Here is a 24170-nt window from a genome sequence, read left to right on the forward strand (position 1 = left end):
GTTTTAGTATCCGTAGCATTTTGGCGTTTTGGTAGAAGGGGACTACCCGGCGAGGTTAAACGTGCCGACAGAATAAGCGTTTTGGCTGACGTTTTCTAACGGTTATCGACTAAGCCGATCAGGCTTGGGGAGCGCTGATAAGGGATGGGTGGCTCCCGCCTGCTTGGAAGCATCGGTGTTCGTGGGTTGGCTTAATGAATAGCCAGCTTGCGCTTCGCACGCCGCCAGCCGATGACGATGCCGCTTGCGCTAATCAACAAGCCGCCGGTGCTGAATACTATCAACACAATATCCCAGACAGGCCGATTGTTCAGTAAAGGCAGCCAGTCCCAACTGTGTAAAAAGGCAAATAGCCAGCGGCTGACGCGCCTACCGGCATCGAGTTTGCTGAAGTGACCGGTGTAGGGGTCGAGATGCAGCCAGGTGCTGTCGGCGTCGGCAAATTCCAAACGCAGGATAGGCAAACGTTTGTCGATGTGCCCGGTCATGGTATGCGCGGCGCGGCTGTAGTAGTAAAAATCGTATTCGTTTAACACGCTTTGCCTGGCAATTTTATTCGGAGCCATGAGCCGTTCGGCTGCGGTTTGCAGGGCAGGCCACGCGAATTTCTCGAAAACCCGGCTATCAGTCTGCGCCGTCTGGATACGGCTGCGGCCCTGACCATCAAAAGCAATGTAAAAACCTTGGCCGTTCAGTACGCGCCATTCGATTTCCCGCGGCTGAAACCCGGTATTTTGAAAACGCGCCAAGGCTTCCGCTGCGGACAAGGGGAAATACTGCGGCGAAATGTCTCCGCCCATGTAGGTCTGGAGCTTGGGTTTGGCGGCCGTGGAGTCGAATATTTTCCACGGATTCATCGAAAATAAGCCGCTGAGTATCCAAGTGAAGGCGATTACGCCAAAACCCAATCCCAGCAGGTGATGCCACCGCATCCAGGCCTCGCGGTATGGGGTTTTTGTGCCATGTTTGTAACGGCCTTGAAAACGCCAACGCAGTATGCCGACGATTAGGCCAAGCAAACTTAATACCGAACCGGCCAGCGCGGTGTAAATGACAATATCCGCCGCGTAACGATCCAAAGCGCCGCCGCGAAACGGATATAGCCAATGAATCCAGGCACCCAGCCAGTTCCAGGTGCGTTCGTGGCGATTGGCATCGCGTACCACTTCGCCGGTAGTGTTGGAAATATAAAGCAGCGTGGCTTGCTCGTCGGCCATTTGCACGCGGTGCAGCGGCCGATGTTCGTCCAGCGCTTTGGAATGCGTCCAGGCGTCTTCGTCGATGCGATCCAGATAATAGCCGTCAGCCGTCGCCAGAAAGCTGCCGGCTGACGCCAAAGCCTGGGCCGGCGTCACCTGATCGACACGGTTCCCGGTTTCGGCATCCACGGCGATTTGGGTTTTGCCGTAAGCAAATACATAACGCGGCGCGCCGGCCACGCTGGTCAAGCGCACGCTATCGGGACTTTTGGCTTGAGCACTAGCTGCGAGTGCTTGTGCAAGGTTGATGCGGCAGCGCTCAGCCGCCAAGCCAGGCAAGGCGCTCAGCTTTTCCTGTGGCGTCAGTTTGGGGTAGCCGACATACATCATCACGACGCCGGATACGAACCACATGGCCATGAAACAGCACAAGGCTATACCCAGCCAACGGTGAACCAGATATAGATTGCGCTTGAGCCCGTTGAGCATTAAAAGTCTACTTTCAATTCCATCATGAAGGTACGCGGTGCGGCGACGAAAAATAACGGGGCGTTACCGCCGCTACCCCATTCGACGTATTGCTCGTCGGACAGGTTTTTAACCCGCGCGGTGACCGTGGCTTTTGGATTAAATTTCCAGGACAGTTGGGTATCGAATACCGCATAAGCCGGGGTTTTGATCAGGTTGGCGGTATCGACGAAACGGTCGCCGACATAGCGCGAGCCAAAATTCCATTGCCAGTCGGCATCGAAATCCCAGGTCAGCCACGCATTAGCCACCCATTTGGCGACATTGGCCGGCCGATTGCCTTTTCTGGACACTGTGCTGGTGCCGACGGTTTCCAGGAATTTGTCGTACTGGGCATCGACGTAGGCCATGTTGCCTTGCACGCTCCATTCGTCGGTGAGTTGTACCCCGATATTGGCCTCTACACCGCCAGAGGACTGTGCGCCTATTGGTAGCTGCCGATTTCGGTCCGTCGGATCGGTTATCGATAGATTTTTCCGTTCGATGTAATAGCCTGCCAGTGTCGCCGAGCCTTTGCCGTCCCAAAAGTCGAATTTGGTGCCTACTTCTGCTTGCCGGCCGGTGGTGAGATCGAAGTCTTGCAGCGCGGCGAAGGTGCCGGTGGTCAAAATGCCGGACGGCGGATCGGCTGCGGTGCTGTATTGCGCATAGACATTAAACGTGGAGGTAATGTCGTACATCAATGCCGCCCGCCAGGTCACTGCGGTCCAGCGCCGGCCGAAGGCGGCGGGGTTGGTGGCGGTCGGTGGTACGAAGGAAGTACGCAAGTTTTTCGCATCCAGGCGAATGTCGTCCACCCGCACGCCCGTGATCAAGTTTAAATCGGGCACCAGGGTCAGGCGGTTTTCGGCATAGCCGGCGACGGTATACAGTTCGTTGCGGGCGTTGGAGATTGGCCCGGTGGCCAGAGGGTTGTCGTAGTAGGTGCCGGTGCTGAAATTGTATGGGTTAACGATACTGACGGTGCCTGTCGAGCTTTCCATGCTGGGTGCGCGGGTTTGCTTGTTGTAGGCAATGTCAACCCCGGCCGAAATTTTCGAAGGCAGGCTGAACCAATTACTGTTATGCACGATTTCGAATCGGTTGCCGACCAAGGCTTGATCGTGATTTACCGCAAACGATTTATTGCGGGTAATCAGCGTATTAGTGCTGTTCCAGTCGTAACCTTCTACGTTTAAATACTGGCGATCCGCTTTGTAATAGTAAAAGGTGTTTTTGAATTGGGTGTTATCGGACAGTTGATAGTCGACAATGTCGCGTAACCAAAACACCTGCTGATCAAATACCGAACCACTGGCGTTATAGTTTTTAAAGCGGGTGCCGGGGTCTATTTGGCCTTCGGTGGGCCCTAAACCGGCGGTACCCCAGGGAACTATTCTACCGTTGACGACCGGATTCAGCACCGGCGTACCCCAGTAAGAATCTCGGTCTTCCATCTGATGCTCGAAGGCGATGGTGTGCGACAGTTTGGACGTAATGTCGCTTAACAAGGAAAACGACATCACGCCGGAATCGGCTTCCGTGTGGTCGATATAGCCTTCGGAACCCAAATAACTGATGTCGGCTTGCAGCCAATTATCGGTATTACCCAGTTGGCCGTTGAAACCATAGGAAGCCCGGCGGTTTAAGTATTCACCCAGCGATACCAAGCCGTGATGTTCATCCGGGCCGCGATGCGCAATTTTGCTGACATAGTTGACCGAGCCGCCTACTGCGCCTTGGCCGTATAAAAATGTGGACGGTCCACCCAAGACTTCGACGCGATCAGTGAGCCAACTGTCGATGGGGCGGGCGGCCACGACATCATATTGCACGGTAATGCCGTTGAACAACTGCGTGATTTGCGAACCGGTGAAACCCCGCATCGAAACCGAGCCCGCCGAGCCGGGTTGCGACGATACGAGTATGCCTGGGGCTTTTTCCAAGGCTTCCTGCGTAGTCTGCGCGCCGCGCTTTTCGAAAGTCGCCCGATCAATAATCGTGATCGAAGCCGGCGTTTCGCGAGGTGTCAGGCCCAGGCGGCTGCCGGTAGCGGCTTCGGTATCCAGTTGCGGTTTTTGGTTGGGTGGATTAAAGGGAGCCGTTCCCGCTACGGTGACTGTATCCAGCGTAGTGGCAGTGTCGCTGGTTTGGCTTTGGCTAGCGGTTCTGGCCGTTTTGGGTTTGCTGTTGGTTTCGCTGGTTTTTAGATCCTCGGTCGGCGATGGCTCGGCGGCGTGGGCGATGCCGTGCAGCGAAAACAGCAAGGCGGCGACGCCTGCTAGGTGACCGGTTTGGGCAACTGGAAAATCCTGTAACTTGGTTTTTTTCATTGTTTTTATCAGGCATTTAGAAGTTAGAAGGCTTTTGGGTGGCAGCAAGTAGTGTGCCGGAAACGGAAGTCCCAACACGGCGGGTGTTGCAGGGCATAAGGGCTGAGTTTTTTAATTAATCTATGTTAGATAAATGGACGGTTTCGCGGTATATGGCTTGTTTCGCCGGCTTGGTACTGATTTAGGTCCGCGGATATTGGACTTAAAGCCTGCCGGCCGGCAATGCTAAAATGCCGCATGGGCCGGCGCTGCGGTAAACCGCCACTATCGAAAATTTAGTTAAACAATGGATCAATTATGTCGGGATTTTTTTCCAAACAACATAGCGTCGCGCAGCCCGGCTATAGCCGTTGGTTAGTGCCGCCGGCGGCTTTATCGGTGCATCTGTGCATCGGCCAAGCCTATGCGTTCAGTGTGTTCAACGATCCATTGACTCGGGTAATAGGCATCGGTACCTCCGCGCCGGAGGATTGGAAGCTGACGACACTGGGCTGGATCTTCAGCTTGGCGATTGTGTTTTTAGGTTTGTCGGCGGCGTTCGGCGGCAAATGGCTGGAAAAAGTCGGGCCACGCTTAACGATGTTCGTCGCGGCTTGCTGTTTTGGCGGTGGCTTTTTGATCTCGGCGCTGGGCGTACACCTGCACGAAATTTGGCTGATTTACCTGGGTTATGGGGTGATCGGCGGTATTGGTTTGGGTTTGGGCTATGTGTCGCCGGTATCGACGTTGATCAAATGGTTTCCCGACCGGCGCGGTATGGCGACCGGTATGGCTATCATGGGTTTCGGCGGCGGGGCGATGATAGGCGCGCCCTTGTCGGTGTTGCTGATGGACCAGTTTAAATCGGCCGAATCGGTTGGCGTAGTGCAAACATTTTTGGTGATGGGCGGCCTGTATTTTTGTTCGATGCTGATAGGCGCATTGACCATCCGCATCCCGCCGCCTGATTGGCAGCCTGCGGGATGGACGCCGCCGCTGGTGCAAAACAAAATGATCACCGATAAGCACGTTCATATCGACCAAGCTTTAAAAACCCCGCAATTTTATTTGCTGTGGCTGGTGCTGTGCCTGAATGTGACGGCCGGTATCGGTGTGCTGGGGCAAGCTTCGGTGATGATACAGGAGATGTTTAAAGGCTCGGTAACGCCGGCTTCGGCGGCCGGTTTCGTCGGTTTACTGAGTTTGTTCAATATGGGCGGGCGGTTTTTCTGGTCGTCGGCGTCGGATTATCTCGGGCGTAAAAACACCTATTTTATTTTTTTCGCGGTCGGTGCCGCCTTGTATTCCACCATACCTACCATGGGTATGAGCGGCAATATGGCGCTGTTCGTGTTGCTGTACGCCTTGATCATGAGTATGTACGGCGGTGGTTTTTCGACGATTCCGGCGTATCTGGCGGACATTTTCGGCACCCGTTTTGTCGGCGGTATCCATGGCCGATTGTTGACGGCTTGGTCAACCGCCGGTGTGTTGGGGCCGGTGTTGGTGAATTACATCCGCGAATATCAAATCGGCCAGGGCGTGGCTAAGGCCGATGCTTACAACGTGACCATGTACATCATGGCCGGATTATTGGTGGTGGGCTTTATTGCCAATCTATCGATCCGGCCGGTGCACGAGAAACATCATATGAAACACGGCGATTTCGATGAGCTGGACGGTATTTATCCGGCCGACGAAGCCGAACATTAAGCAAGGCAGGGCACTTTTTATGAATAACTCCGCATCGAGTAAATCTTCCAGCCCCTGGCTGTTGGCGGTATTCTGGCTTTATGTATTGATCCCGCTCAGTTGGGGCGTGTGGTCTACGTTGAAAAAGGCTTTGGCTTTGTTCGGCTAAGGTTTAATCGGGCTGTTGGGCGATAAATTCGTAGGCCCCCACATCAAGCGGTCCTTGTTGGCGGCGTTTTTCGCTGCCGCGCGGGTGACGGTAGACAAATTGCGGATTAAGCAGTAAACCGTTGGTGGCGAATCCTGGGGAGACGCCTTGATCGATTGCCGGCGCATTGGGTTTCAGGCGGTAATCGTAATTTGCCGGATCAAGTAACACGTTGGCCTTAGCCTTGAGGTCTTGGTTTTCCTGGCTTGGGCCAATCATGGCGGTGGCTTCGCCTATCAACAGATTGTTGATTAACATCGCAGTGGCAATACTGTGATTATTCAGAAATGAGCCGCCGGGGTAATCGTTGACGAAGGTATTGTTGACCAGATAAAGCTGTTGATTCGGCTGAGTTTGGTTGTGTTCGGCGGCAAAAGCCAGCATTGCGGCATTTTCGGTGTTTGTACCTTGATGAAACAGATTCCCTATCAGATAAGCGCCGCCGCCATCCGGTAAGTCCACCAGATAACTGGAGCCGTTACGCTCGTCGGTGATGCGATTGTAAAGAATATAGTTTTCCCTGGCCCGCGATTTGACGTTATGGCCGGTGCTGGCATCGTGGATATAAGAATTTTGCAGGGTAAAACGGCGGATATTGCCAATATAGATGTTATGGCCGAGTTTACCGTAGCGGGGATAATCGACGGTGTTGTCATTAAACTCCGAATTTTCGATCAGGATGTCGCTGTCGGGGTTAACGCCGGTCAAGATGCCCATCTGGTTGTGATGGAAATGGCAATTCCTTAGAGTCAGATGAGTACCTTCGAAGCGGATGCCGGCACCGTTCAACGCCGGCGCGCTGGCCCCGGAAAGTTCGATATTTTCAACGACCGTGTCATTGCCTTTTAGTACCCAGATCGCTTTGCCTTCCGCTGAATTGCCAAGCGCATCCAGGTGAGCGCCGCCTGCCAGTCCGCGTATGGTTAAGCGCTGCTGCGGCCAACTGGCGACGTCGCCCTCATAGAGTCCGGCATCGATGCTGACGACATCGCCGTCTTTGGCCAGTCTTGCAGCCGCGCTAGGCAGCTTAAGCGCGCGCTGCGGGCCGACTTGCCATTCGGTGCCGTGCGCCGGGAAGGCCAGCAGCCAACCAACCACACTGATCAAACATCCCGACAATATCAAGCGTTGCATCCCGGCTCCTGGTTATGGGCGGCTGTAAAATTCATTAATCCCAAGCGCTATATTCTGTCCGGTCTGCAGCGCCTTACAAAGGCGTCGGACTGAACTTGCAATATTTAAAGTAATACTTGGACCAGATAAGAGTATTATCCTGTCATCAGGCATATTTGCCAGACCTACGACTTGATTATAAGAATAGCGAGACGCTACTGGAGGAACTATGGCTTCACTTGATATGCAAGGGGCTTACGATTTGAGCAATGCCAAAATCAACGAGTTAATCACCGAAAGCACTGAAGGTAATTATGCCTTGGGCATTATTAATCAAAAAACCAATAAGTTTGTCGTCAAATACGTCGGCCGTTCGGAAACCGACCTAAACGCCCGCTTGAAGCAGCATGTCGGCAGGTATCCCAAATTTAAGTTTAGCTATGCCGCATCGCCCAAGGCCGCGTTCGAAAAAGTCTGCCAAAACTATCATGATTTCGGCGGCTCGAAAAAACTGCTGAATCACGTGCATCCGACGCGGCCAGCGGATGTGGATTGGAAATGTCCATGCTGCAACGAATTCGATTGAATTTTTGCGCCAAGTATTTCCAAGCCGTGGTTAATAGGTTGCGGAGTGATTGAAAAAGGCAAAACAGGCTTTTAAGCTCTGCGCGGTTTCCGGCGGCATGAATTCGTTGAATTTAACCCCGTAGTGGTGCTCGCCGTCGATAGGCTTGTACCATACTATGCTACACATCAGTTCCAGCGGTAGTTGCGATTCATATTGCTGAATATTGTCATAAGGAATACGCAATTGAATAGCAATCGAGCTGTTTAGCGGGCAGGGCAGTTCCACAGGCAGACGCAAACAGGCACCGGACATGCTGAAATCAGCAGTGACGCCGTCGAGAACCAAGTCGGCGATTTCGACATGGGCCAGCAAGTATTGGCTGCTGCGCGGAAATTTGCGATTCTCGTTGGCGGCGGGAGTCGCCGTCCACTGCGCATCGAAGCTAAAGTGTTCCAGCATAGTGCGCATTTTTTCGGTCACCACGTAAAGGTCGTCGCTGATGGTCCGGGTGATGTGCACTTTGGATTCGTTCTGTCCCAGCGCGTCGAATAAAGCTGCTACCCGGGTCTGCAATTGGTTGACGTTTTCCAGTTGATATTTGGACACCTGGGAGATTTGCTGCGCCGTACCCGCATTTTCTGCTATCTGACCCACAATCTCGTTGATGACTACACTGGTGGTTTCGGCTTTTTCCATGCCCTGTTTGGTGGTCTGGATGATGGAACCCATCGCCAGAGTATTTTCTTCGATGATTTTGGTTAATTCGCCAATAATGCTGGCAATTTCGGCGGTAGCGCCGGAAGCGTTTTGCGCTAGTTTCCGCACTTCATCGGCTACCACCGCAAAGCCTCTGCCGTATTCGCCGGCTCTGGCGGCTTCGATGGCCGCGTTTAAGGCCAGTAGATTGGTTTGCTCGGTGATGTTGCGGATGGTGATGGTAATATCCTGAATTTGCCGATTAGCTTGGCGCAGCGCCACGGTTTTAGCTTCCGCGTTTTCCACTTCCTTCACAACCCTGCGCATTTCATCAAGATTTTCGTTAACGGCGACAATGCCTTTATGTGCCGTGTTTTGCGTTTGCTGGGTGCGGTGGCGAATCTCAACGGAAAAGCGTTCGACTTCTTCGGTGGTGCTACGTAATTGTTCGGTAGCGGTTTTTACCTCGGACGATCTCGCTTGTTCCGAGCGGTTGGCATTGGAAATGCCGCCGGAAATATTGGATATTTGGTAGGAAGATTGGCCGATTTGCTTGCTAACCGCGTTGATCTCGCGCATATGGCGGGTTAGTTCCTGGCCCATGAGCTTCATGGTCGCCAATAGGCTGTTGGTATCGTTTTTCTCAGTGGCGACTTTGATGTCTAATTGGCCTTTGGCGATACTGCCGGCAATTTTCGACGCATAGCTGGGCTCGCCGCCCAACACGCTAAATAATTTTCGCGTCAGCCAGATATTGGCTGACACGATCAATAGTAAAGCCAGACCGGCAACCGTGGCGCTGACCGTAAACATCTGGCTCTGCATCTGATTTTGCTGCTGTGAGGCGGTGTTGGCTTGCTGTTCCACGCTGCCGGCAAGCTGATTGAGTTTGTTGGCCAGAATTTCCGAAGCCGCGTCGAAGCCATTTTCCGGCGCTTTCATGATCAGGTTGCCGGCTTCACGGCCTTGCTGAAAATAGGCGTTCGCCATGCGTTCGCCGGTGGCATAAAGCGCACTTACGGCGTTATCGGCGTCTTGAATCGCTGGCCTCATGTCCGGCATCATCGCCAGTAAACTCGTCAACTCCGCATGCGCGGCGTTTTTTTCCGCCAAGGCATCGCTGTAATCGTCTTCGCCTACCGCTGATGCATCGGTGAGAAATTGCTGGATTTGTACGACGTGATAGCGAACATTTTTAAATGCCAGCGTCGCATTTATCAGACGCTGTTTTTCGGCTTCCGCTGTTTCCAGTTTGCCGTGGCTAAGCCACACAAACATATTGCCGACTATCAGCAATAAAGCCACCGTGGCGGTCAGTACGGTCAACAGTTTGCGTAAGGAAAAATCCTGAGGTGCGGACTGATTACTAAGGCGATCAGGCATAAGCGGTATCCATTTTCAGCAGAAACGTCAATGTGCGGTTTCACAAGTTTAGACTGATACGCGAGTTGCATAGTCATTTTGCAACTTACAAAGCCCGCCGTTGAATGTCGTCGTATCCGCACGGCCGGGAACGCAAATCCCAACGGCCTGGCAGAAAATTCCTACATTACTGAAAATGGCCGTTACAAGGAGTTTGCGGGTGGGGCTTCAGCATTAACCCGTTAGCCCGGAATGGGTGGCCGACGCCGAAATCCCCCGGTATTTCGGTCGCTGCTGCTTTGGAATAATAAAGCTAGCTAGTGTGGGGAATTTTTATAATAATCGCATAGGACAGAAGTCAGCTGGCCGCCGAACCGGTCGGTCCCGAGGCTGTCCAAGCGTAGAATAAAAAATAATAACAGGAGGTACACCATGCTAGCCAAAATAGCTGTAGTCGATTACATGTCGACCAAAATCGTTACCGTTACCCCCGATACCGAAATTTCTCAGGCTGTTAAGATTTTGCTGGACCACAAAGTAACCAGCGTGCCGGTTGTGGACCAACACGGTAAGTTAGTGGGGATATTTTCCGAAAAAGACGGCATGAAGGTGTTTGTCGAATCCGCTTACAACCAAAGCATGGCTGGAAAAGTAGGTGAGTTCATGAGCAAAGACCCGCAATTTGTCAGTGCCGATGCCAGTCTGGTGGATGTCGCCAGCAAATTTCAGGAATCGCCGACCAGGAGTTTCCCGGTTTTTCAAAACGATCAGTTTGTCGGCATGATTAGCCGCGTTGATGTATTAAGAGCGTTGTTAGCCATTCGCTAGATGTTTTAGTTCAAGGGGAGACTGCCGGGATGGTTGTGTCTGCCCCTTGTCCTGCCTTATTGCCGCACGCCTGCCGACACGTAGGTACCCATGATGGTATCAGTGCAGGTTGCGGTAATCTTCGCGCCGTTCGGCGTTACCGTGCCGGTACAATTGCCCTTCGAAACCCAGCCGTTTTGGTATTGTGCGGTGTAATCGTAAGTCAGGGTTTGCCCGATCAGATTGCCACTGCCTTTTGATGTATAGCCCACGCCTTGCGCCAACATCCCCCAGCCCTGGAATTCAAAACTGTCGCTCTGTTGGTTGATGTGGGTGCCGCCTGCGGTAGGCGCGGCGGGGTTATACCAGTCGCCGCTGATGTTGATGACTGGCACAGGCTCCACTACTGCCGGTTTTGCCGGGGCAATCGGCGGAGAAATTGCCGTCACGGTTTGCTGTGCCGGCGGCGATTCTACGGCCTTTTGTTGTCCAGTCAATTTATCCCAGTTAGAGATAATAGCGACACTGATCGAGCCGATGACACCAATGATCGCGGCGGCGATAGCGGGATTTTGATTGGATTCGGCCATAAGTTCCTCTGTTGCTGCATAAAAATGTCCGGCCGCCTGAGGTGGCACAGTTTGAGAATTTAGCGCAGATGTAAACGATTCGGCAATCTAAAAGATGCGCTCGTCGGCTAAAGAATAAATGGGAGAGAGTTAAGAGGCTGGATCTAGCCGAGTGAAGAGGGCGGTAGGGGGCTTTTCGAGCGGGCTGGACTGGTTTGACTGGGCCTAACTGCGGTCACTACATCACCGCAGTGAGGCCCAATCGGATCTGAGGTTACAGATTATTTATCGCATTTATGCGCGGAGCCGCAGCAATCGGCCATGTCGCCGCCGTGCTTTTTGCAATGATCCGCACTGCAATCATGGGCTGCGCCGCCTTGATGATGGGCGCAATGGTGGCTGCTGCAATTGGCGGCAGCGGCGGCTTCGTGATGGGCACAATGCTCGGCACCGCATTGGTGGGCGCTGGCATGGGCATCTTGCGCGCAATGTTGGGCGCAGACTTTATCTTTAGCACCTGGGTGATCGGCGCAATGTTTCGCGCAATCGTGTTCGGCTGCGGCTTTGTCGGCACAATGTTTCAGGCAAGCTTTGCCATTTTTACCTTTGTGTTTGGCGCAATGTTCAACGCAATTGTGCGCTGCGGCATCGGCTTTATGTTTAGCGCAATGTTCCGGAGACATGGCGGGTGCCGCCGCTGGCGCGGGGGCAGCAGTTTCAGCCGGTGCAGCGGTTACAGGCGTCACGACCGCAGGCTCAGCAGTTGCTTCGACCGGTTTTGCGGATTCGCAGCCTGTCAGGGTCAGCAAAGCCGGCAAGGTTAAGGCGATTAGCAAATGTTGAATTTTCATAAGTATTTCTCTGTGGGTGATAAAGGAGGCGCAATTGTAGGGGTAAGGTGCACGTTAGGCAAATAAAATTGTGTTATTTAACACAGAATAATTTATTGGCGAGCGCGCCTATCTGACAGTGACTGCCAAGCCGTTCCTCAATTTCCTTGGGTTTGTCACGCCCGCGAAGGCGGGAGCCGTTACATCTTACGGCGAATCCACTCTAGCGGCTGAGCTTGCGCCTTTGCGGGAGCGATAATATTTAAGGGCGGGTTGGTAATTCGACCGGGTGAGCGGTCAGGCAGTGATTCCCGAATCCAAACGGTATGCAAAATTACTTTTCCAGACAACGTAAGGTAAAAGTCACCGGGCCGTCGTTGATCAACGCTACTTTCATGTCGGCGCCGAATTCGCCGAACTGGCTGCTTGGGTAAATCTCCAGCGCGCGCTTTTGCAAATACGCGAATAATTCCCGGCCCATTGCCGGCGGCGCGGCCGAGGCAAAACTGGGCCGGTTGCCGGTATCGGTGTTGGCCGCCAAGGTAAATTGCGGTACCAGCAGCAGGCCGCCTTGAATATCGCGCAGACTCAGATTCATTTTGTCGTCCGCGTCCGCAAAGATGCGGTAATTCAAAATCCGCTCCAGCAAGCGGTCCGCTTGCTTGGGGGTGTCGGCTTTCTCGACAGCCACCAGCGCCATAATGCCGGTGCCGATCACGCCGATGTCGTTGCAGTTGACCGTGACTTTGGCTTGAGTCACGCGCTGGATAATGCTGATCATGTTTTGTCCTTGAGATGATGAAGATAGTCGCCGCTTAAGATCCGCTGCAAACCGGTCGTCGGACGGTTGTATAGGTAGGTCCAAGCGCAAACGCTTTGTCCGTCGGGCAGGTTTACTAAAAGTTGGCGGCGGATGTATTCATGCGGCTGCGGAAAATGCGTGGCGCATTCTTCGTAAATATCCAATACAGACAGTGTGTGTTCGGGGGTGCCAAGTAAGTACAGTTCGCCTTTGATCTGCGTTGTGCCGCGGGTTACGGCGCCTGGATAATTATCGATTTCATACAAATCGCCGTGCATAAACGCAGGGCCTATGTAATCGCAATCGTCTAGAAATGGGTGTTGAGTTTGATCGTCCGGGTTTCTGCGCAGCGTACCGTAGACAAACAGGTATTGCGCGCAGCTCATGAATAGATCTGATCGACCAACGCCTTGAACCAGCGTGGGCGGAACGCGATGACATACAGTAGCGTCAAACCCATCAGCGGAAAGGGGCCTATTTCGACGATGGTCAGCAGCAGAATGATCACGAACCACTTGAATCGGGTAAAGGCGGCTTGCGTACTCATCTTAATACTTGATCGCGGTAATGTAATACCGCGTTTCCTGCTCGGCATGGCGGATTGTCACTTCGTCGTCCAGCATCTTCTTCAATAAGGCTTTCGCCAGAGGTGAGTCCAGGCTGATCAAACCACCCGTAGTATCGATTTCGTCGGCACCGACGATGCGGTAGGTGATTTCCTCTCCATCCATCGTTTCCAAAGTCACCCAGGCACCGAAAAATACCTGATCGCGATTGCTCGGCTTCTCGGACACGACAGTCAACGACGGCAAGCGCTTTTGCAGATAATGAATACGCCGGTCGATTTCTCGTAGTTCTTTTTTGCGGTAGATGTATTCCGCGTTCTCGGAACGATCACCTTCTGCAGCGGCGGCGGACAGGGCTATAGTCACATGCTTGCGCCGCTCCCAGAGCTGTTTCAACTCGGTTTCCAGGCTGCGATAGCCTTCGGCAGTGATGTACGGTGAAGATTTGGGGCGGGGCGGTCGCCAGCGTGACATGTTTTTTCGGGGAAAAGGTTATATGATGTCGGCTTTTTTCATCCAGCGAAGATGCATATGCAAATCACAGACAAAACGGCTGTTTCCATCCATTATACCTTAACCAACCAAGACGGGGAGCAGCTGGACAGTTCCAGAGGCGAAGAGCCCTTGTTGTATTTGCATGGCGCGGGCAACATCATTGCGGGTCTGGAAGCAGCGTTAAACGGCAAACAAGCCGGTGATAAATTCAACGTCACCATCGCCGCCGATCAAGCCTACGGCGAAGTCTCCGAAGAAATGATTCAAGTCGTTTCCAAGAAAATGTTCGACGGGATGGATATTGAAATCGGTATGCAGTTTCATGCCGATGTCAGCCACGGCCCAGGCATCATTACCATCGTCGAGATCGACGGCGACGATGTCACCATCGACGGTAACCACCCTTTGGCCGGTGAAGATTTGACGTTTGACGTGGAAGTGATGGATGTCAGACCTGCTACAGCCGACGAAGTGGCTCACGGTCATATCCACGGTTCAGGTTGCCATCACTGATAGTCATTTCCCAACCGCAAATTTGTAAGCGATAAACGCGCTGCTTTTATCGCTTACATTCATTCTCTGCTGTTGTTACTGAGCACTCGCGCTCAGGCCCAAATCCACCCGGCTATGTCCCAGCAAAGTGCCGGTAGCAAACGCCAGGTCTATCATCGACACTTGATAATCGCCGATGGCGCGCACTTCGCGCAGTTGCGCTTCACCGAGCCGGGTCAGGGTTTCCAGTACCTCGGTCATGGTCCGCAGGCCTTCTTTAAATTGTTTCAGTTCGGCGTCGTAATTCAAACCGGCCAGTACTACGTTCTGCCGGGTGGCTAAAATGCGCTGCCAGTTCTGGCTCATTTGATCCAGCGAGTCGTAGATTTCTCGACGCACGCTCAATTCCCTGAGTTGTTGCGTAGTTAGACGTTGCATGCGTTCTTGCACGGCTCGATCCAGACGCGCGCGGCGCAATTCGTTGCTGAGTGGGATTTCCATGCGTACGCCCACCGACCAATCCGAATAATTGCCGCTCAAGGTCTGATCAAAAGCGCCACCGTAGGACGACGTGTCGCGGCCCAGTGCGGCGTAGTTGTAATCCAGCATGAACATCGGCAGGGTTTGATTGCTGAGGTAGTCGATTTTGGTCAAGTCTGCGGCCAGCTTTAATTCCAGTTCCAGCAATTCCAGGCGGCCGTCCAGCGCGCGTTGCGCCAGTTGTTCGCGGTCCAGATTAAATTCCAGCAGGGTCGGCGAGGTCTCGGGAATCAGCAGCGTTTGCGAATCCAGATCCAGGCCCGGCGCGTTTAATAACAATTTCAGTTGGCGCTGGCGGGTTTTCAGGCTGGTTTCGGCGATGATCAAAGACTCCAGACGTTCGGCCACGCCGATTTCGGCCCGGTTGATTTCCACACTGGCTGTCAAGCCTTCAGCCACACGCTTCCGGACCATACTCAGATTATTGGAGGCGTTTTCGTATTGCTGGCGGCGCACATCTAATTCGCCCCAAGCCACATACAGGCTCCAATACGCGCGCTCAACCATCGCCAACACGCGAATTGCCTGCAGACGGGTTTTGACGTCGACGGCTTGTTGTTCGTAACGGGCGATGCGGATGCCGGCGACGTTATTGGCAATCCCGGCATCGCGCAGTAAGGGCTGGCTGATGGAAAACCGCAGCGCGTTTTGATACTGGTCCGAAGCGACACCGCGAAACTGCCGTTTGCCGTCGAACGGTGAACTGACGGTAATTTTCGCGCCGGTACGCAACGGGATCACGATACCGGCTTCCATATCCAGCACTTCAGTTTCCTGCGGCACGGCGGTGAGTTTGTCGATTTCATTTTTCAGCGGCGAAGTGGGATCCACCGGCGTAAAGCTGACGACATCCAGATTTTGCGCCGGGGTGTTTTTCTTGCCGTATTTGGCCTTGGCGAAGATTAAATCATCGAACTTGGCTTGCTCTTCGCTGACTGCAGTGGCAGCGATTTTTGGATCGGCCTGGGCGATTTTTAAATCCAGGTTATTTTCCAAAGCCATACTGCGCACCGCAGCGATGGACAATTGCTTGCTCGCTTCCGGCGGTGCCTTGGGTAATTCCGGCTTCGTAGCACTGGGAGGGGGCAGAATAGTCGCCGACTTGGGCCGGCCTTCCTTAAACTTGGGCAAGGCCTGCTCCACAGTTTGCGGCGGCAGTTGCGAGATGGCCGGTAGCGGTAAACCCTCATCAGGTTTCAGGCGCTCCTCGACGCGCTTGACCAGTTTACGGTCGGGGCTGGTGTCGAGATATTGTCCGCAACTGGTTAGCAAAGGTATCAGCAAGAGTGCGCCGATATGCCGCCTGCAGGCTTGCAAGTATTTGGCCGTAGCCCCTGATGGGTGTTGACGGGATGCGAAACGATTCATAAGCGCTTATTTCAGTTTTTGCCTGACCAAATCGGTCGCCGGCGCTTCCATAGTCATTTGTGGCGGAAAGGCATTCAGTTGCCGCCACAATTCGTAAGCCATCGTTACCCGGTTCAACAACACCCAGCCTTTTACTCTGACGCCTTGGCGGGCGAAGCGTTCTGTCGGCCAGGGGCGGTCGTTGGGATCGGGTACGATCAGCACCCGGAATTTACCCTTGCCGTCGTCAGTGGAGTCCACGAAGGCTACTAAGCCACCGAAGGTACCGACGGCTACTTCCGGCCAGCCGGCGAATTGCAAGGCCGGCCAGCCTTCGAATTGCAGACGTGCATGTCGGCCTGGGGTGATCAATACGGCATCGTTGCCGTCTACCCACAGTTCCACGGCTTTTACATCCATATCCGGCACCAACACCAGCAAGGGATCGCCTTGTCTGACAATGTCGCTCTGCGGATTGGCCAGCAGCCTGAGGATGCTGCTGTCGCGCGGCGCTCTGATTTGTTGGGATTGTTGGCGAGACACATCCACTTCGCTCTTTAACAGGCTGCTGCGGCTGTCTTCCAGTTCGCTTTGGGTTTTGTTAGCCGATGCCGTCGCCGAGTCGATACGTGCCTGGGCATCGGCGCGAATTCGACCGATTTCGGCTTCGGCGGCGCGTTGTTCGGCCAAAGCGCCTTCCAGACCGGCTTGGGCGCTGTTTAAGGCGCGTTGCGCTACGATGCCATCGCGTTGCGCGACTTCGTAATCGCGCTGCGACACCAAGCCGTCGCCGATCAAGCGTTGCAGGCGCTGGGTTTGCACACTAGCCGTTTCCAGCGTGGCGCGTGCCGAGGCAATGGCTTCACTGGCTGAGCGCGCGCGTTGCCGGGCCACATCCAGCCGGTATTGCGCGGTAGCTACTTGCAAATCGCGGGTAGCAATCAAGTTGTCGATTTGCAGGCGATAGGCCCGCAGCTCGTCTTCTTTGGCCGCCAATTTCGCCGCGGCTGCCGCGCGCTGTTGTTGCAAGCGTTCCAGCAATTCCGGATCGACATCGGTGATTTCCATCAGCAAATCGCCGGCCTTCACTTTGGCGCCTTCTTTAGCATGCCAACTGACGATACGACCGGAAACCGGCGCATCCAAATTCTGTTGGCGTTCCAGCGGCGCAAAGGCGGAGACCCGGCCGATACCGTTGATGTTTTGTTGCCACGGTGTCAGCAGCAGGGCTGGAGGGGTCAACAGAAATAACCAGACGCAAGCCCGCGCTAGACTGCTGACCAGGCGAGGAGTATGGGCTGCCGATAGCGCGGACAGCCTAATTTGTAACTCAGTCATGGGCGGCTCCCGGCAAAGTGATCTCGCGCCCGCAAAGTGCGGCCAATTCTTTCGATCCGGTCAGCAGCAATAGGGTCCAGGGCGCGTCAGCGGCCAATAGTATTGATGCCAACTGCTGCTGTAACCCGCTATCCAAGCCATCGAGTATGCCATCCACGATCAACAAGGTGGGCCGGGCGATGATGACTCTTGCCAGCATGACTTGTATGGCTTGGCTGTGGGCAAGTGGCGAGCCGCCGGGACTCATGACGGTATCCAAATCCAAGCTAGTTAAGCCGACTTTGGCCAAGGCCTCTTGGACATCGGCAACGCTCAGGTTCGCATCGCCAAGCCTGATATTTTCCAGCAGGCTATCGTGAAAAATCTCCAGCCGGCTGACGACGGCGATGTTTTGCCGCAAAGTACTCAGGCGCAATTCATCCAGTGTTTGGCCGTTGATTTGTATCCGGCCGGCTTGTGCTTGCCGCATCCCGCTGATTAGCGACACCAGCGCGGTTTTACCGCTGCCGGGACCGCCTGAAATCGCGACTTTTTCGCCAGTCTGAATGTGCAGCGCAAAATCCGAGAATAATGGCCGCTGCGCGCCGAAGCCGAATTTTAAGCCGCTGATTGTGAGTGACGCCGGACCGTTAAATTCTGCGTCCAACTCGGCCGAATCTTCTAAGGGCAAGTCCAGTAAATGACCGATCTTGTCCGTGCCGGCCATCAAGTCGTAAAAGCCTTCCAGGTGTTTGCCGAATTTGATCAAGGCCAATAAAGCTGACGAGACGATCAGTTCCGCCGCCACCAATTGCCCCAAGGTTAAATGGCCGTCTATGACCAAGTAGCCGCCGATAGCCAACAAGGCCGTACTGGCGATGGCGTACAGCGCCACGGAGGCGATGACTTGGCCCAGCAGCACGCGGTAATGCTGGCGTTTGGCCGTTAAATAGTCCAGTGAGAGTTGGTCGGTGCGGTTGGCGGCCATTACTGCACCGTTACCGAATTTAAAGGTTTGAATATTCCCGGCAACGCTTTCCAGCCAGGCGACCAAGGCATATTTGCTGATCGATTCCTGAATCGCCGTGGTGACCGCGCCGCGGCCCAACAAAAATACGATGGCAGTGATAGCCAACAGCAACACCACATCGAAGGCCAGCAGGAAGGGGTGATAGAACGCCAGCATGATTAAGCCGACGCAAGTTTGCACCACGGTGCTCAAACCGTCCAAGAGCAGTGCAGAGCCGGCTTTCTGCAAGGTCAATACATCGAAAAAGCGATTGACTAGTTCCGCGCCGTGTTGGCTATCGTAGGCATCGCTGCGCACTCTGGGCAAGCGATAGGCCAAGTCGGCGGCCAGCCGTACAAAAATCCGCCGCTGCACGATCTCCACCAGATAAGATTCCAGCACAAAAACCGCACCCCCGAAGCTTAGAAAGAAAAACAGTATGGTCGCCAATACGATCAAAGGTTGGCCCATGCCGCCCATCGCTACGGTATTGACCAGCGCTTGCACCGCCACCGGCGAAGCCAGCGCCAACAATCCGGAGCCCAAAGCCAAACCCAACAATAACCAGAGATCGTGGCGATCAGCACGTAACAGCTCCAGCAAGCGGCTAAATGGCGGCATGTGGTTGTGATGGTCTTGGCTGACGGCATTCTCCAGCGGCGCCTGGGCTTGCACTAACAGCCACTCGCTGATGCCGGCGTCGCTTCGGCCCAATAGTGCGGCGATGTCAGCCGGTTTGACGTAGCGCTCTTCGATCACCTCGCCTTGAGCAAGGGCCACTCTGACTTTGCCGCCGCGAAATCCGCACAACACCAGCCAGCCGCAGCCATCCGAGAGGCTGGTGAGCAGCGGCGTATGCGGGGATGAGGCGTTGGCGGCCGCAATCGGCGTAAGCAGCGTGCTCTCCATATTCAAACCCAAATGGTCACCGATGCGGCTCAGCGCTGTCTGGCTGTCGTCGCTGACTGAGTCCAGCCAACGCTCCCGGATGCCTTGGGCTTGGCTGGGGATTTCCAGCAGGTCGAATAAGAATCCCAGCAAGGTTTGCGTCGACTGTTTTCTGTGCGGGTGTTCCTTGTTTCCGGCGGTGATGCTCATACGTAACGAAATCCTATCGGTTTAAACGAATAACAGCATGGTCTTGCCGAGTATGCCCAGCAAAAGTGTAACCTTTAGTGTGGCAAGCAATTTGGCCGGGCCGGCTTTTTCACACCAGTTCTGCCAAGCAGCTTCGCATGCTCGCACTATCACGAGATAAGCTTTATATGACAAGCGCCAAACCACAGTACCGAGCAAAGTCAGACCGGTCCAGAACACAATGAACTCGGCTTGGCGCGGCGTTACCCCGAACACGTGTTCCAAAAAATGCTCGAACAACATCTCGACCACCTCAATGGCCAAGTGCAGAATGTGCCATAGAAAGGGTAGCAAGGTGTCGCCAAATTTATACAAAAATATCAGGGTCAAGATTGCCATGGCAGGCTTGTTTTCAAACAGCCAGCGCCCGGTGTTGATAATGATCACTCTAAACCAGTGTGCCAATGCGTAGGCGTATTGCATGGTTCTCCTCCCTTTTAGAGTCTGCCGAAAAGCCCTTTCCCCTTTTCAGGGGGCGCGTCCTTCGACCCGTTCAGGACGGCCGGTATTTCAGGGCCGGGCTAATAACATCAACCGGTATTGCGCATACCTGCGGCAATCGCATTGATACTGCGCAACAAGGGTTTCATCCACGGACTGTCCGCGGGATTCTCGGTATTCATTTCCCGCAGCCGCCGGATCAAAAAAACCTGGATATAGTTTAGCGGCCCCAGATAAGCATCGCGGCGCTGCAAGGATGCGGCCAAGGCCGGATTCTCCGCCAGCAAGCGGTCAGTGTTGGCTATCTCCAGTATCCACTCCACGCAGCGCTGGTGCTCGCCGGCTATCAGGTTGTAAACCCGTTTGCCGGTTTCCGGGTCATTGCACAATTGCGCGTATTCTCGCGCGATGTTCATGTCCGACTTACTCAAAGCCATTTGCGCGTTACTCAGCAGGTTGCGGAAAAACGGCCAGTCCCGATACATTCGCCGCAGGGTTTCCAGGCGCTCCGGCTTGCCGGCGCACCAGCTGGCCAAACTGAAACCGATGCCGTACCAAGCCGGAAACGTCTGCCGCGATTGCGCCCAAGCGAACACCCAGGCAATCGCCCGCACCGAGTTTTTCGAGCGATCCAGTTTTTTGCGGTGCGAAGGCCGCGAACCGATGTTCAAGCCGCCGATTTCGCCGACCGGGCTGGCTTCGTAGAAATAATCCAAAAAGCCGGGCGTGCGTTCGGTCAGGTCGCGGTAGCTTTGTTCGCCGATCCGCGCCAATTCGTCCATGACTGCCAAATCTTCCGCATGATCCGCCGGAACGGCTTGCACCAGGCTGACGCTGGCTTTCAGCAAGCCGGTAACGCCCATGGTTAATTCGTAGACCGCGGTTTCCATATTGTTGTACCGATAAAACAGCACTTCGCCTTGCTCGGTGAATTTGATCTGGCCGCGCACGGTGTCGGGCGGCTGGGCCAGAATCGCTTCGTGAGTCGGGCCGCCGCCGCGACCGACGGTGCCGCCGCGGCCATGGAATAGGCGGCATTTCAAACCGTACCGCTCGCTGATCGCAATAATTTGCCGTTGCGCGCGCGACAAGCCCCAGGCCGAAGCCAGGATGCCGCCGTCTTTGCAGGAGTCCGAATAGCCCAGCATGATTTCCTGGCGGTCATCGCTGACGCGCAACAATTCCCGATAGCACTCGGTATCGAATAGCTGGGTCAGTACCTCGGAGATGCGATTTAAATCGTCGATGGTTTCAAACAAGGGGCTGACGCCGATATGGCAATGCCAATGCCCGCCGATTTTGCCGACCAGGCCGGCTTGCGCCGCCAGCAGCAAGACTTCCAAGACATGACTGGCGGAATGGGTCATGGAAATTACGTATTTACCAAAGCAGTTCGGGCCTATTTCCCGGCGCATTTTCGCCATCACCATAAACAACTCCAGGGTTTCGCGGTTGGCCGGCGTCAGCGCGGCGGCGTCGAATATCAAACCACCCGGTGCGGCAATCGCCTCTGCTAACAATGCTATGCGTTGCGCTTCGTCCAGCGCCAGGTAGTCAATGTTCAATGCGGTTGCCAGAATTTCCGCGACTGCTTCGCTGTGGCGAGTCGATTCTTGCCGCACGTCGAGTTGCATCAAGTGAAAGTCGAACACGTCGGCCAAGCGGATCAGATCGGCTAATTCCAGCTCGGCGATATTGGCGTCGCCGTGGCTGCGCAAGGATGCATCGATCAAGCGCAGATCGTGTAAAAACTCGGCCACGCTGGCATAGGCAAGGCGATTGGCTTGTTCCGCTTGGCCCTGTAACTGTTGTTGCACGCGCTGCAAGGTGGATTGCATGCGATATTTCATCAATATCAGTTTGTGCCGGTAAGGTTCCTGCAGATAGGGCTTTTCCAACTCCGCGACTACCGGGCCTAGCAGGGTGCGGTCGGCGTGCAGGCTGTCGATAAATTCCGGGGCCAAGTCACAAAGTCCATAAGAATGCGACAACTGGCCACGTAATTGATCCAGGCGGGCGAGATATTCCTGCATGATGGTTTGCGCCTGCATGCGTAAGGCCAGCTCGGTGGTCTCCGGTTTTACATTTGGATTGCCGTCGCGGTCGCCGCCTATCCAGGAACCAAAACGCAAAAAGCTGGGGATGCGGATTTGGCTAGCCACGTCGGCGCCGAACACATCGCTAAGTGCGCGTTGTAAGTTCCGGTAAACCAAGGTGGTAGCCTGAAATAGCGACAGTGAAAAATAAAACAAACCAGCGTCGATTTCGTCGGCCACGCCCAGTTTACGGGCCCGCACTTCGTCGGTTTTTAACAGCAATTGAATCTGTGCTTGCAGTTTGTCTAAGGCCTCGCTGCGTTGCTGGCTGCGTAGGCGTGGATCGTCCAAGGCCTCCTGGCTGAGAAAGACATTGCGCAACGCGCTTTTGACTGTGCGGCGTTTGGCTTCGGTGGGGTGAGCGGTCATCACCGGCAAATACAGCATTTCGTCCAATAACACCTGTAATTTATCGGCACTGACGCCTCTGTCGCGTAGTTTAATCAGCGTGTCATGAAACGAGCCGGGCCAATAGCGGCCGGTCTGATTTTGTCGGCGCAAATTTAGGTTATGTGATTCTTCGGCGATATTGAGCAGGCTGAAATAGCCGTTAAACACTCGTACCACTTCGCCTATTTCTTCTGCATCCAGGCCTTCCAGAATCTCCATGAACTGGCGGCGGCGGTTGGCGCTGCCCTCTCGGAGCAAGCTGGCAAACTTGCGTTGCAACTGCGCGACGGCGGTGGCCACCTCCGGTTTGGCTTGGGCGGTGAGCACTTTAGTCAAGATCGAACCGAGCAGGCGTATCGAACTGCGTAATTCTTTGTCGTCGCCGTGAGCATCCGATAAGCGATCACTGAGGATTTGGCTGGCGCCGAGGTTATCCAATTCAAACGCCGACTTGTCATACTCCGCTAATGCGGCTCCGGTACTTGGCGCGATGTCTTCGCTGTGCAGTGCTTTTAGCTTTTGCATGTGCAGTTCTCAGGGTAGGTTAGGGTTGCGTGATAGCCTAGCGCAGCATTTTGATATTGTTAAATAGAATGTTTAGAATTAATTCATCGTAAATTCCTATACATTGAGCGCTATGGAACGTATCAACTACCAACATTTGTTTTATTTCTGGAATGTCGCGCGTGAAGAAAGCATCACTCGCGCTTGCGAGAAACTGCATTTGGCGCAACCTACCATCAGCGGCCAATTAGCGGTGCTGGAACAGCAAATTGGCGAAAAACTCTTTTATAAACAAGGCCGTAAACTGGTGCTCACCGACACTGGGCGGGTGGTATTTAATTACGCGGAAGAAATCTTTTCGCTGGGCCGAGAGTTAACTAACACCTTAAAAGGCCGGCCGACCGGCAGGGCTCTGCGTCTGGTGGTGGGCGTGGCGGATGCGTTACCGAAAATGGTGGTTTATCGCTTGCTGGCGCCGGCATTCCGCTTACCAGAGTCGGTGCAGATTCTTTGTTACGAGGACAAAACCGAGCGGCTTTTGAGTGAGATGGTCATGCAAGGGATGGATATAGTCTTGTCCGATGCGCCGCTGACACCAACCAGTGGCGCCAAAGCGTTTAACCATCTGCTGGGCGAATGCGGGGTTACCGTGTTCGGCGCGCCGGCTTTGGCCGCGACCTATAGGCAAAATTTCCCACGCTGCTTGAGCGGCGCACCGTTCCTGCTGCCCACCGCCAACACTTCGCTGCGGCGCTCGCTGGATCAATGGTTCGACGCCGAAAGTATCAGCCCGGCTATCCAGGCCGAAATTGAAGACAGCGCGTTGATCAAAACCTTTGGCAGTGGTGGCGTGGGTTTGTTTGTCGCACCGAGTAATGTCGAAGCCGAAATCCAAAGCCAATACGGCGTGGAAGCCATCGGCCGTATCGACTCGGTGCATGAACGTTTTTACGCCATCACCATGCGCCGCAAACTCAAGCATCCGGCCGTGACCGCGATTTTGGAGAATGCGCGGGATAAGTTGTTTCCGGAATAACAATCCTGAGAAAACTTCATCCGGTGTGGCAGTTGCCACGAAAAACACCAAGCCAGGCTCTACGCCACCGCTGCTCTTAAAATATAAGACAGCATCTTCAGGTCTGGATAAACTATTCCGGGTCCCTGATGGGCA

At 54.3% G+C, this 24170-nt stretch carries 21 protein-coding genes; 6 read left to right on the plus strand and 15 right to left on the minus strand.

Translation table 11 applies throughout. The features are described 5' to 3' along the window. Window positions 1-191: 191 nt before the first annotated feature. Both DDY07_RS03860 and DDY07_RS03865 read right to left on the minus strand, forming a co-directional pair. Window positions 192-1688, minus strand: a complete 1497-nt coding sequence (locus DDY07_RS03860) for a PepSY domain-containing protein (protein WP_171694873.1) — start codon at window positions 1686-1688, stop codon at window positions 192-194. Beyond that, window positions 1688-4039: a TonB-dependent siderophore receptor gene (locus tag DDY07_RS03865; RefSeq protein ID WP_171694874.1), complete on the minus strand. Its 2352-nt coding sequence runs from the start codon at window positions 4037-4039 to the stop codon at window positions 1688-1690. Before DDY07_RS03865 ends, DDY07_RS03860 begins: the two co-directional genes overlap by 1 nt. Window positions 4040-4336: 297 nt before the next feature. Here DDY07_RS03865 and DDY07_RS03870 point away from each other — a divergent pair, with 297 nt between their 5' ends. Next, on the plus strand, window positions 4337-5731 hold the full coding sequence (locus DDY07_RS03870) for an OFA family MFS transporter (protein ID WP_171694875.1): 1395 nt from the start codon (window positions 4337-4339) through the stop codon (window positions 5729-5731). Window positions 5732-5750: 19 nt separating this feature from the next. Next, the gene (locus tag DDY07_RS24255) at window positions 5751-5879 is read left to right on the plus strand and encodes a hypothetical protein (RefSeq protein WP_301539340.1); all 129 of its coding nucleotides are present in this window, start codon (window positions 5751-5753) and stop codon (window positions 5877-5879) included. A gap of 3 nt (window positions 5880-5882) precedes the next feature. Here DDY07_RS24255 and DDY07_RS03875 read toward each other — a convergent pair whose 3' ends face one another. Next, on the minus strand, window positions 5883-7052 hold the full coding sequence (locus DDY07_RS03875; RefSeq protein WP_171694876.1) for a right-handed parallel beta-helix repeat-containing protein: 1170 nt from the start codon (window positions 7050-7052) through the stop codon (window positions 5883-5885). A gap of 208 nt (window positions 7053-7260) precedes the next feature. On the opposite strand from DDY07_RS03875, the gene DDY07_RS03880 reads away from it, so the two are divergent. Further along, complete coding sequence (locus DDY07_RS03880) at window positions 7261-7617, plus strand: hypothetical protein (RefSeq protein WP_171694877.1); 357 nt, start codon at window positions 7261-7263, stop codon at window positions 7615-7617. A 30-nt stretch (window positions 7618-7647) separates the two neighbouring features. Here the strand turns inward: DDY07_RS03880 and DDY07_RS03885 are convergent, their stop codons facing one another. After that, on the minus strand, window positions 7648-9678 hold the full coding sequence (locus tag DDY07_RS03885; protein WP_171694878.1) for a methyl-accepting chemotaxis protein: 2031 nt from the start codon (window positions 9676-9678) through the stop codon (window positions 7648-7650). Window positions 9679-10089: 411 nt separating this feature from the next. On the opposite strand from DDY07_RS03885, the gene DDY07_RS03890 reads away from it, so the two are divergent. Continuing rightward, the gene (locus DDY07_RS03890) at window positions 10090-10485 is read left to right on the plus strand and encodes a CBS domain-containing protein (RefSeq protein ID WP_033156676.1); all 396 of its coding nucleotides are present in this window, start codon (window positions 10090-10092) and stop codon (window positions 10483-10485) included. A 56-nt stretch (window positions 10486-10541) separates the two neighbouring features. On the opposite strand, the gene DDY07_RS03895 is transcribed toward DDY07_RS03890, so the two are convergent. From DDY07_RS03895 to greB, 6 genes are all read right to left on the minus strand, one after another. Further along, window positions 10542-11054: a hypothetical protein gene (locus DDY07_RS03895; protein WP_033156675.1), complete on the minus strand. Its 513-nt coding sequence runs from the start codon at window positions 11052-11054 to the stop codon at window positions 10542-10544. 260 nt (window positions 11055-11314) lie between these two features. Next, complete coding sequence (locus DDY07_RS03900) at window positions 11315-11884, minus strand: hypothetical protein (RefSeq protein ID WP_171694879.1); 570 nt, start codon at window positions 11882-11884, stop codon at window positions 11315-11317. A gap of 313 nt (window positions 11885-12197) precedes the next feature. After that, window positions 12198-12644, minus strand: coding sequence for a D-aminoacyl-tRNA deacylase (gene dtd / locus DDY07_RS03905; RefSeq protein WP_033156673.1), 447 nt, complete (start codon window positions 12642-12644; stop codon window positions 12198-12200). Next, window positions 12641-13051, minus strand: a complete 411-nt coding sequence (locus DDY07_RS03910; RefSeq protein ID WP_033156672.1) for a gamma-glutamylcyclotransferase — start codon at window positions 13049-13051, stop codon at window positions 12641-12643. The genes dtd and DDY07_RS03910 overlap by 4 nt, the downstream gene beginning before the upstream one ends. Then, window positions 13048-13212 carry a hypothetical protein gene (locus DDY07_RS03915; RefSeq protein ID WP_165385942.1) on the minus strand — a complete coding sequence of 55 codons (165 nt, stop codon included), beginning with the start codon at window positions 13210-13212 and terminating at the stop codon, window positions 13048-13050. Before DDY07_RS03915 ends, DDY07_RS03910 begins: the two co-directional genes overlap by 4 nt. A 1-nt stretch (window position 13213) precedes the next feature. Continuing rightward, window positions 13214-13705, minus strand: coding sequence for a transcription elongation factor GreB (greB, locus tag DDY07_RS03920; protein WP_171694880.1), 492 nt, complete (start codon window positions 13703-13705; stop codon window positions 13214-13216). A gap of 57 nt (window positions 13706-13762) precedes the next feature. Here greB and DDY07_RS03925 point away from each other — a divergent pair, with 57 nt between their 5' ends. Further along, window positions 13763-14239, plus strand: a complete 477-nt coding sequence (locus DDY07_RS03925) for a peptidylprolyl isomerase (RefSeq protein WP_171694881.1) — start codon at window positions 13763-13765, stop codon at window positions 14237-14239. Window positions 14240-14314: 75 nt separating this feature from the next. On the opposite strand, the gene DDY07_RS03930 is transcribed toward DDY07_RS03925, so the two are convergent. The 5 genes from DDY07_RS03930 to ppc form a co-directional block, all read right to left on the minus strand. Beyond that, window positions 14315-16126, minus strand: coding sequence for a TolC family protein (locus DDY07_RS03930; RefSeq protein WP_253734400.1), 1812 nt, complete (start codon window positions 16124-16126; stop codon window positions 14315-14317). A gap of 6 nt (window positions 16127-16132) precedes the next feature. Beyond that, the gene (locus DDY07_RS03935) at window positions 16133-17443 is read right to left on the minus strand and encodes an HlyD family secretion protein (protein WP_171694882.1); all 1311 of its coding nucleotides are present in this window, start codon (window positions 17441-17443) and stop codon (window positions 16133-16135) included. Next, a complete protein-coding gene (locus tag DDY07_RS03940) occupies window positions 17436-19529 on the minus strand; it encodes a peptidase domain-containing ABC transporter (protein WP_171694883.1) in 2094 nt (697 codons plus the stop codon). The genes DDY07_RS03935 and DDY07_RS03940 overlap by 8 nt, the downstream gene beginning before the upstream one ends. A 21-nt stretch (window positions 19530-19550) precedes the next feature. Continuing rightward, window positions 19551-19991, minus strand: a complete 441-nt coding sequence (locus DDY07_RS03945; protein ID WP_171694884.1) for a hypothetical protein — start codon at window positions 19989-19991, stop codon at window positions 19551-19553. 107 nt (window positions 19992-20098) lie between these two features. Then, window positions 20099-23020, minus strand: coding sequence for a phosphoenolpyruvate carboxylase (gene ppc, locus DDY07_RS03950; RefSeq protein WP_205800342.1), 2922 nt, complete (start codon window positions 23018-23020; stop codon window positions 20099-20101). 112 nt (window positions 23021-23132) lie between these two features. Between ppc and nhaR the strand changes: the two genes are divergently transcribed. Beyond that, a complete protein-coding gene (gene nhaR, locus DDY07_RS03955) occupies window positions 23133-24035 on the plus strand; it encodes a transcriptional activator NhaR (protein WP_033156666.1) in 903 nt (300 codons plus the stop codon). Window positions 24036-24170: the final 135 nt, after the last annotated feature.

This window comes from Methylomonas sp. ZR1, from assembly GCF_013141865.1.
GTDB lineage: Bacteria > Pseudomonadota > Gammaproteobacteria > Methylococcales > Methylomonadaceae > Methylomonas.

Excerpts from the sequence above, each read along its gene's own strand:
- DDY07_RS03915 (WP_165385942.1), bottom strand. The coding sequence starts at position 13,212 with ATGAGTACGCAAGCCGCCTTTACCCGATTCAAGTGGTTCGTGATCATT.
- DDY07_RS03900 (WP_171694879.1), bottom strand. The coding sequence starts at position 11,884 with ATGAAAATTCAACATTTGCTAATCGCCTTAACCTTGCCGGCTTTGCTG.
- DDY07_RS03870 (WP_171694875.1), top strand. The coding sequence starts at position 4,337 with ATGTCGGGATTTTTTTCCAAACAACATAGCGTCGCGCAGCCCGGCTAT.
- DDY07_RS03895 (WP_033156675.1), bottom strand. The coding sequence starts at position 11,054 with ATGGCCGAATCCAATCAAAATCCCGCTATCGCCGCCGCGATCATTGGT.
- DDY07_RS03880 (WP_171694877.1), top strand. The coding sequence starts at position 7,261 with ATGGCTTCACTTGATATGCAAGGGGCTTACGATTTGAGCAATGCCAAA.
- DDY07_RS03935 (WP_171694882.1), bottom strand. The coding sequence starts at position 17,443 with ATGACTGAGTTACAAATTAGGCTGTCCGCGCTATCGGCAGCCCATACT.
- DDY07_RS03865 (WP_171694874.1), bottom strand. The coding sequence starts at position 4,039 with ATGAAAAAAACCAAGTTACAGGATTTTCCAGTTGCCCAAACCGGTCAC.
- DDY07_RS03890 (WP_033156676.1), top strand. The coding sequence starts at position 10,090 with ATGCTAGCCAAAATAGCTGTAGTCGATTACATGTCGACCAAAATCGTT.
- DDY07_RS03925 (WP_171694881.1), top strand. The coding sequence starts at position 13,763 with ATGCAAATCACAGACAAAACGGCTGTTTCCATCCATTATACCTTAACC.
- DDY07_RS03885 (WP_171694878.1), bottom strand. The coding sequence starts at position 9,678 with ATGCCTGATCGCCTTAGTAATCAGTCCGCACCTCAGGATTTTTCCTTA.
- dtd (WP_033156673.1), bottom strand. The coding sequence starts at position 12,644 with ATGATCAGCATTATCCAGCGCGTGACTCAAGCCAAAGTCACGGTCAAC.
- DDY07_RS03930 (WP_253734400.1), bottom strand. The coding sequence starts at position 16,126 with ATGAATCGTTTCGCATCCCGTCAACACCCATCAGGGGCTACGGCCAAA.
- DDY07_RS03940 (WP_171694883.1), bottom strand. The coding sequence starts at position 19,529 with ATGAGCATCACCGCCGGAAACAAGGAACACCCGCACAGAAAACAGTCG.
- DDY07_RS03945 (WP_171694884.1), bottom strand. The coding sequence starts at position 19,991 with ATGCAATACGCCTACGCATTGGCACACTGGTTTAGAGTGATCATTATC.
- DDY07_RS03910 (WP_033156672.1), bottom strand. The coding sequence starts at position 13,051 with ATGAGCTGCGCGCAATACCTGTTTGTCTACGGTACGCTGCGCAGAAAC.
- DDY07_RS03875 (WP_171694876.1), bottom strand. The coding sequence starts at position 7,052 with ATGCAACGCTTGATATTGTCGGGATGTTTGATCAGTGTGGTTGGTTGG.
- greB (WP_171694880.1), bottom strand. The coding sequence starts at position 13,705 with ATGTCACGCTGGCGACCGCCCCGCCCCAAATCTTCACCGTACATCACT.
- DDY07_RS24255 (WP_301539340.1), top strand. The coding sequence starts at position 5,751 with ATGAATAACTCCGCATCGAGTAAATCTTCCAGCCCCTGGCTGTTGGCG.
- DDY07_RS03860 (WP_171694873.1), bottom strand. The coding sequence starts at position 1,688 with ATGCTCAACGGGCTCAAGCGCAATCTATATCTGGTTCACCGTTGGCTG.
- nhaR (WP_033156666.1), top strand. The coding sequence starts at position 23,133 with ATGGAACGTATCAACTACCAACATTTGTTTTATTTCTGGAATGTCGCG.
- ppc (WP_205800342.1), bottom strand. The coding sequence starts at position 23,020 with ATGCAAAAGCTAAAAGCACTGCACAGCGAAGACATCGCGCCAAGTACC.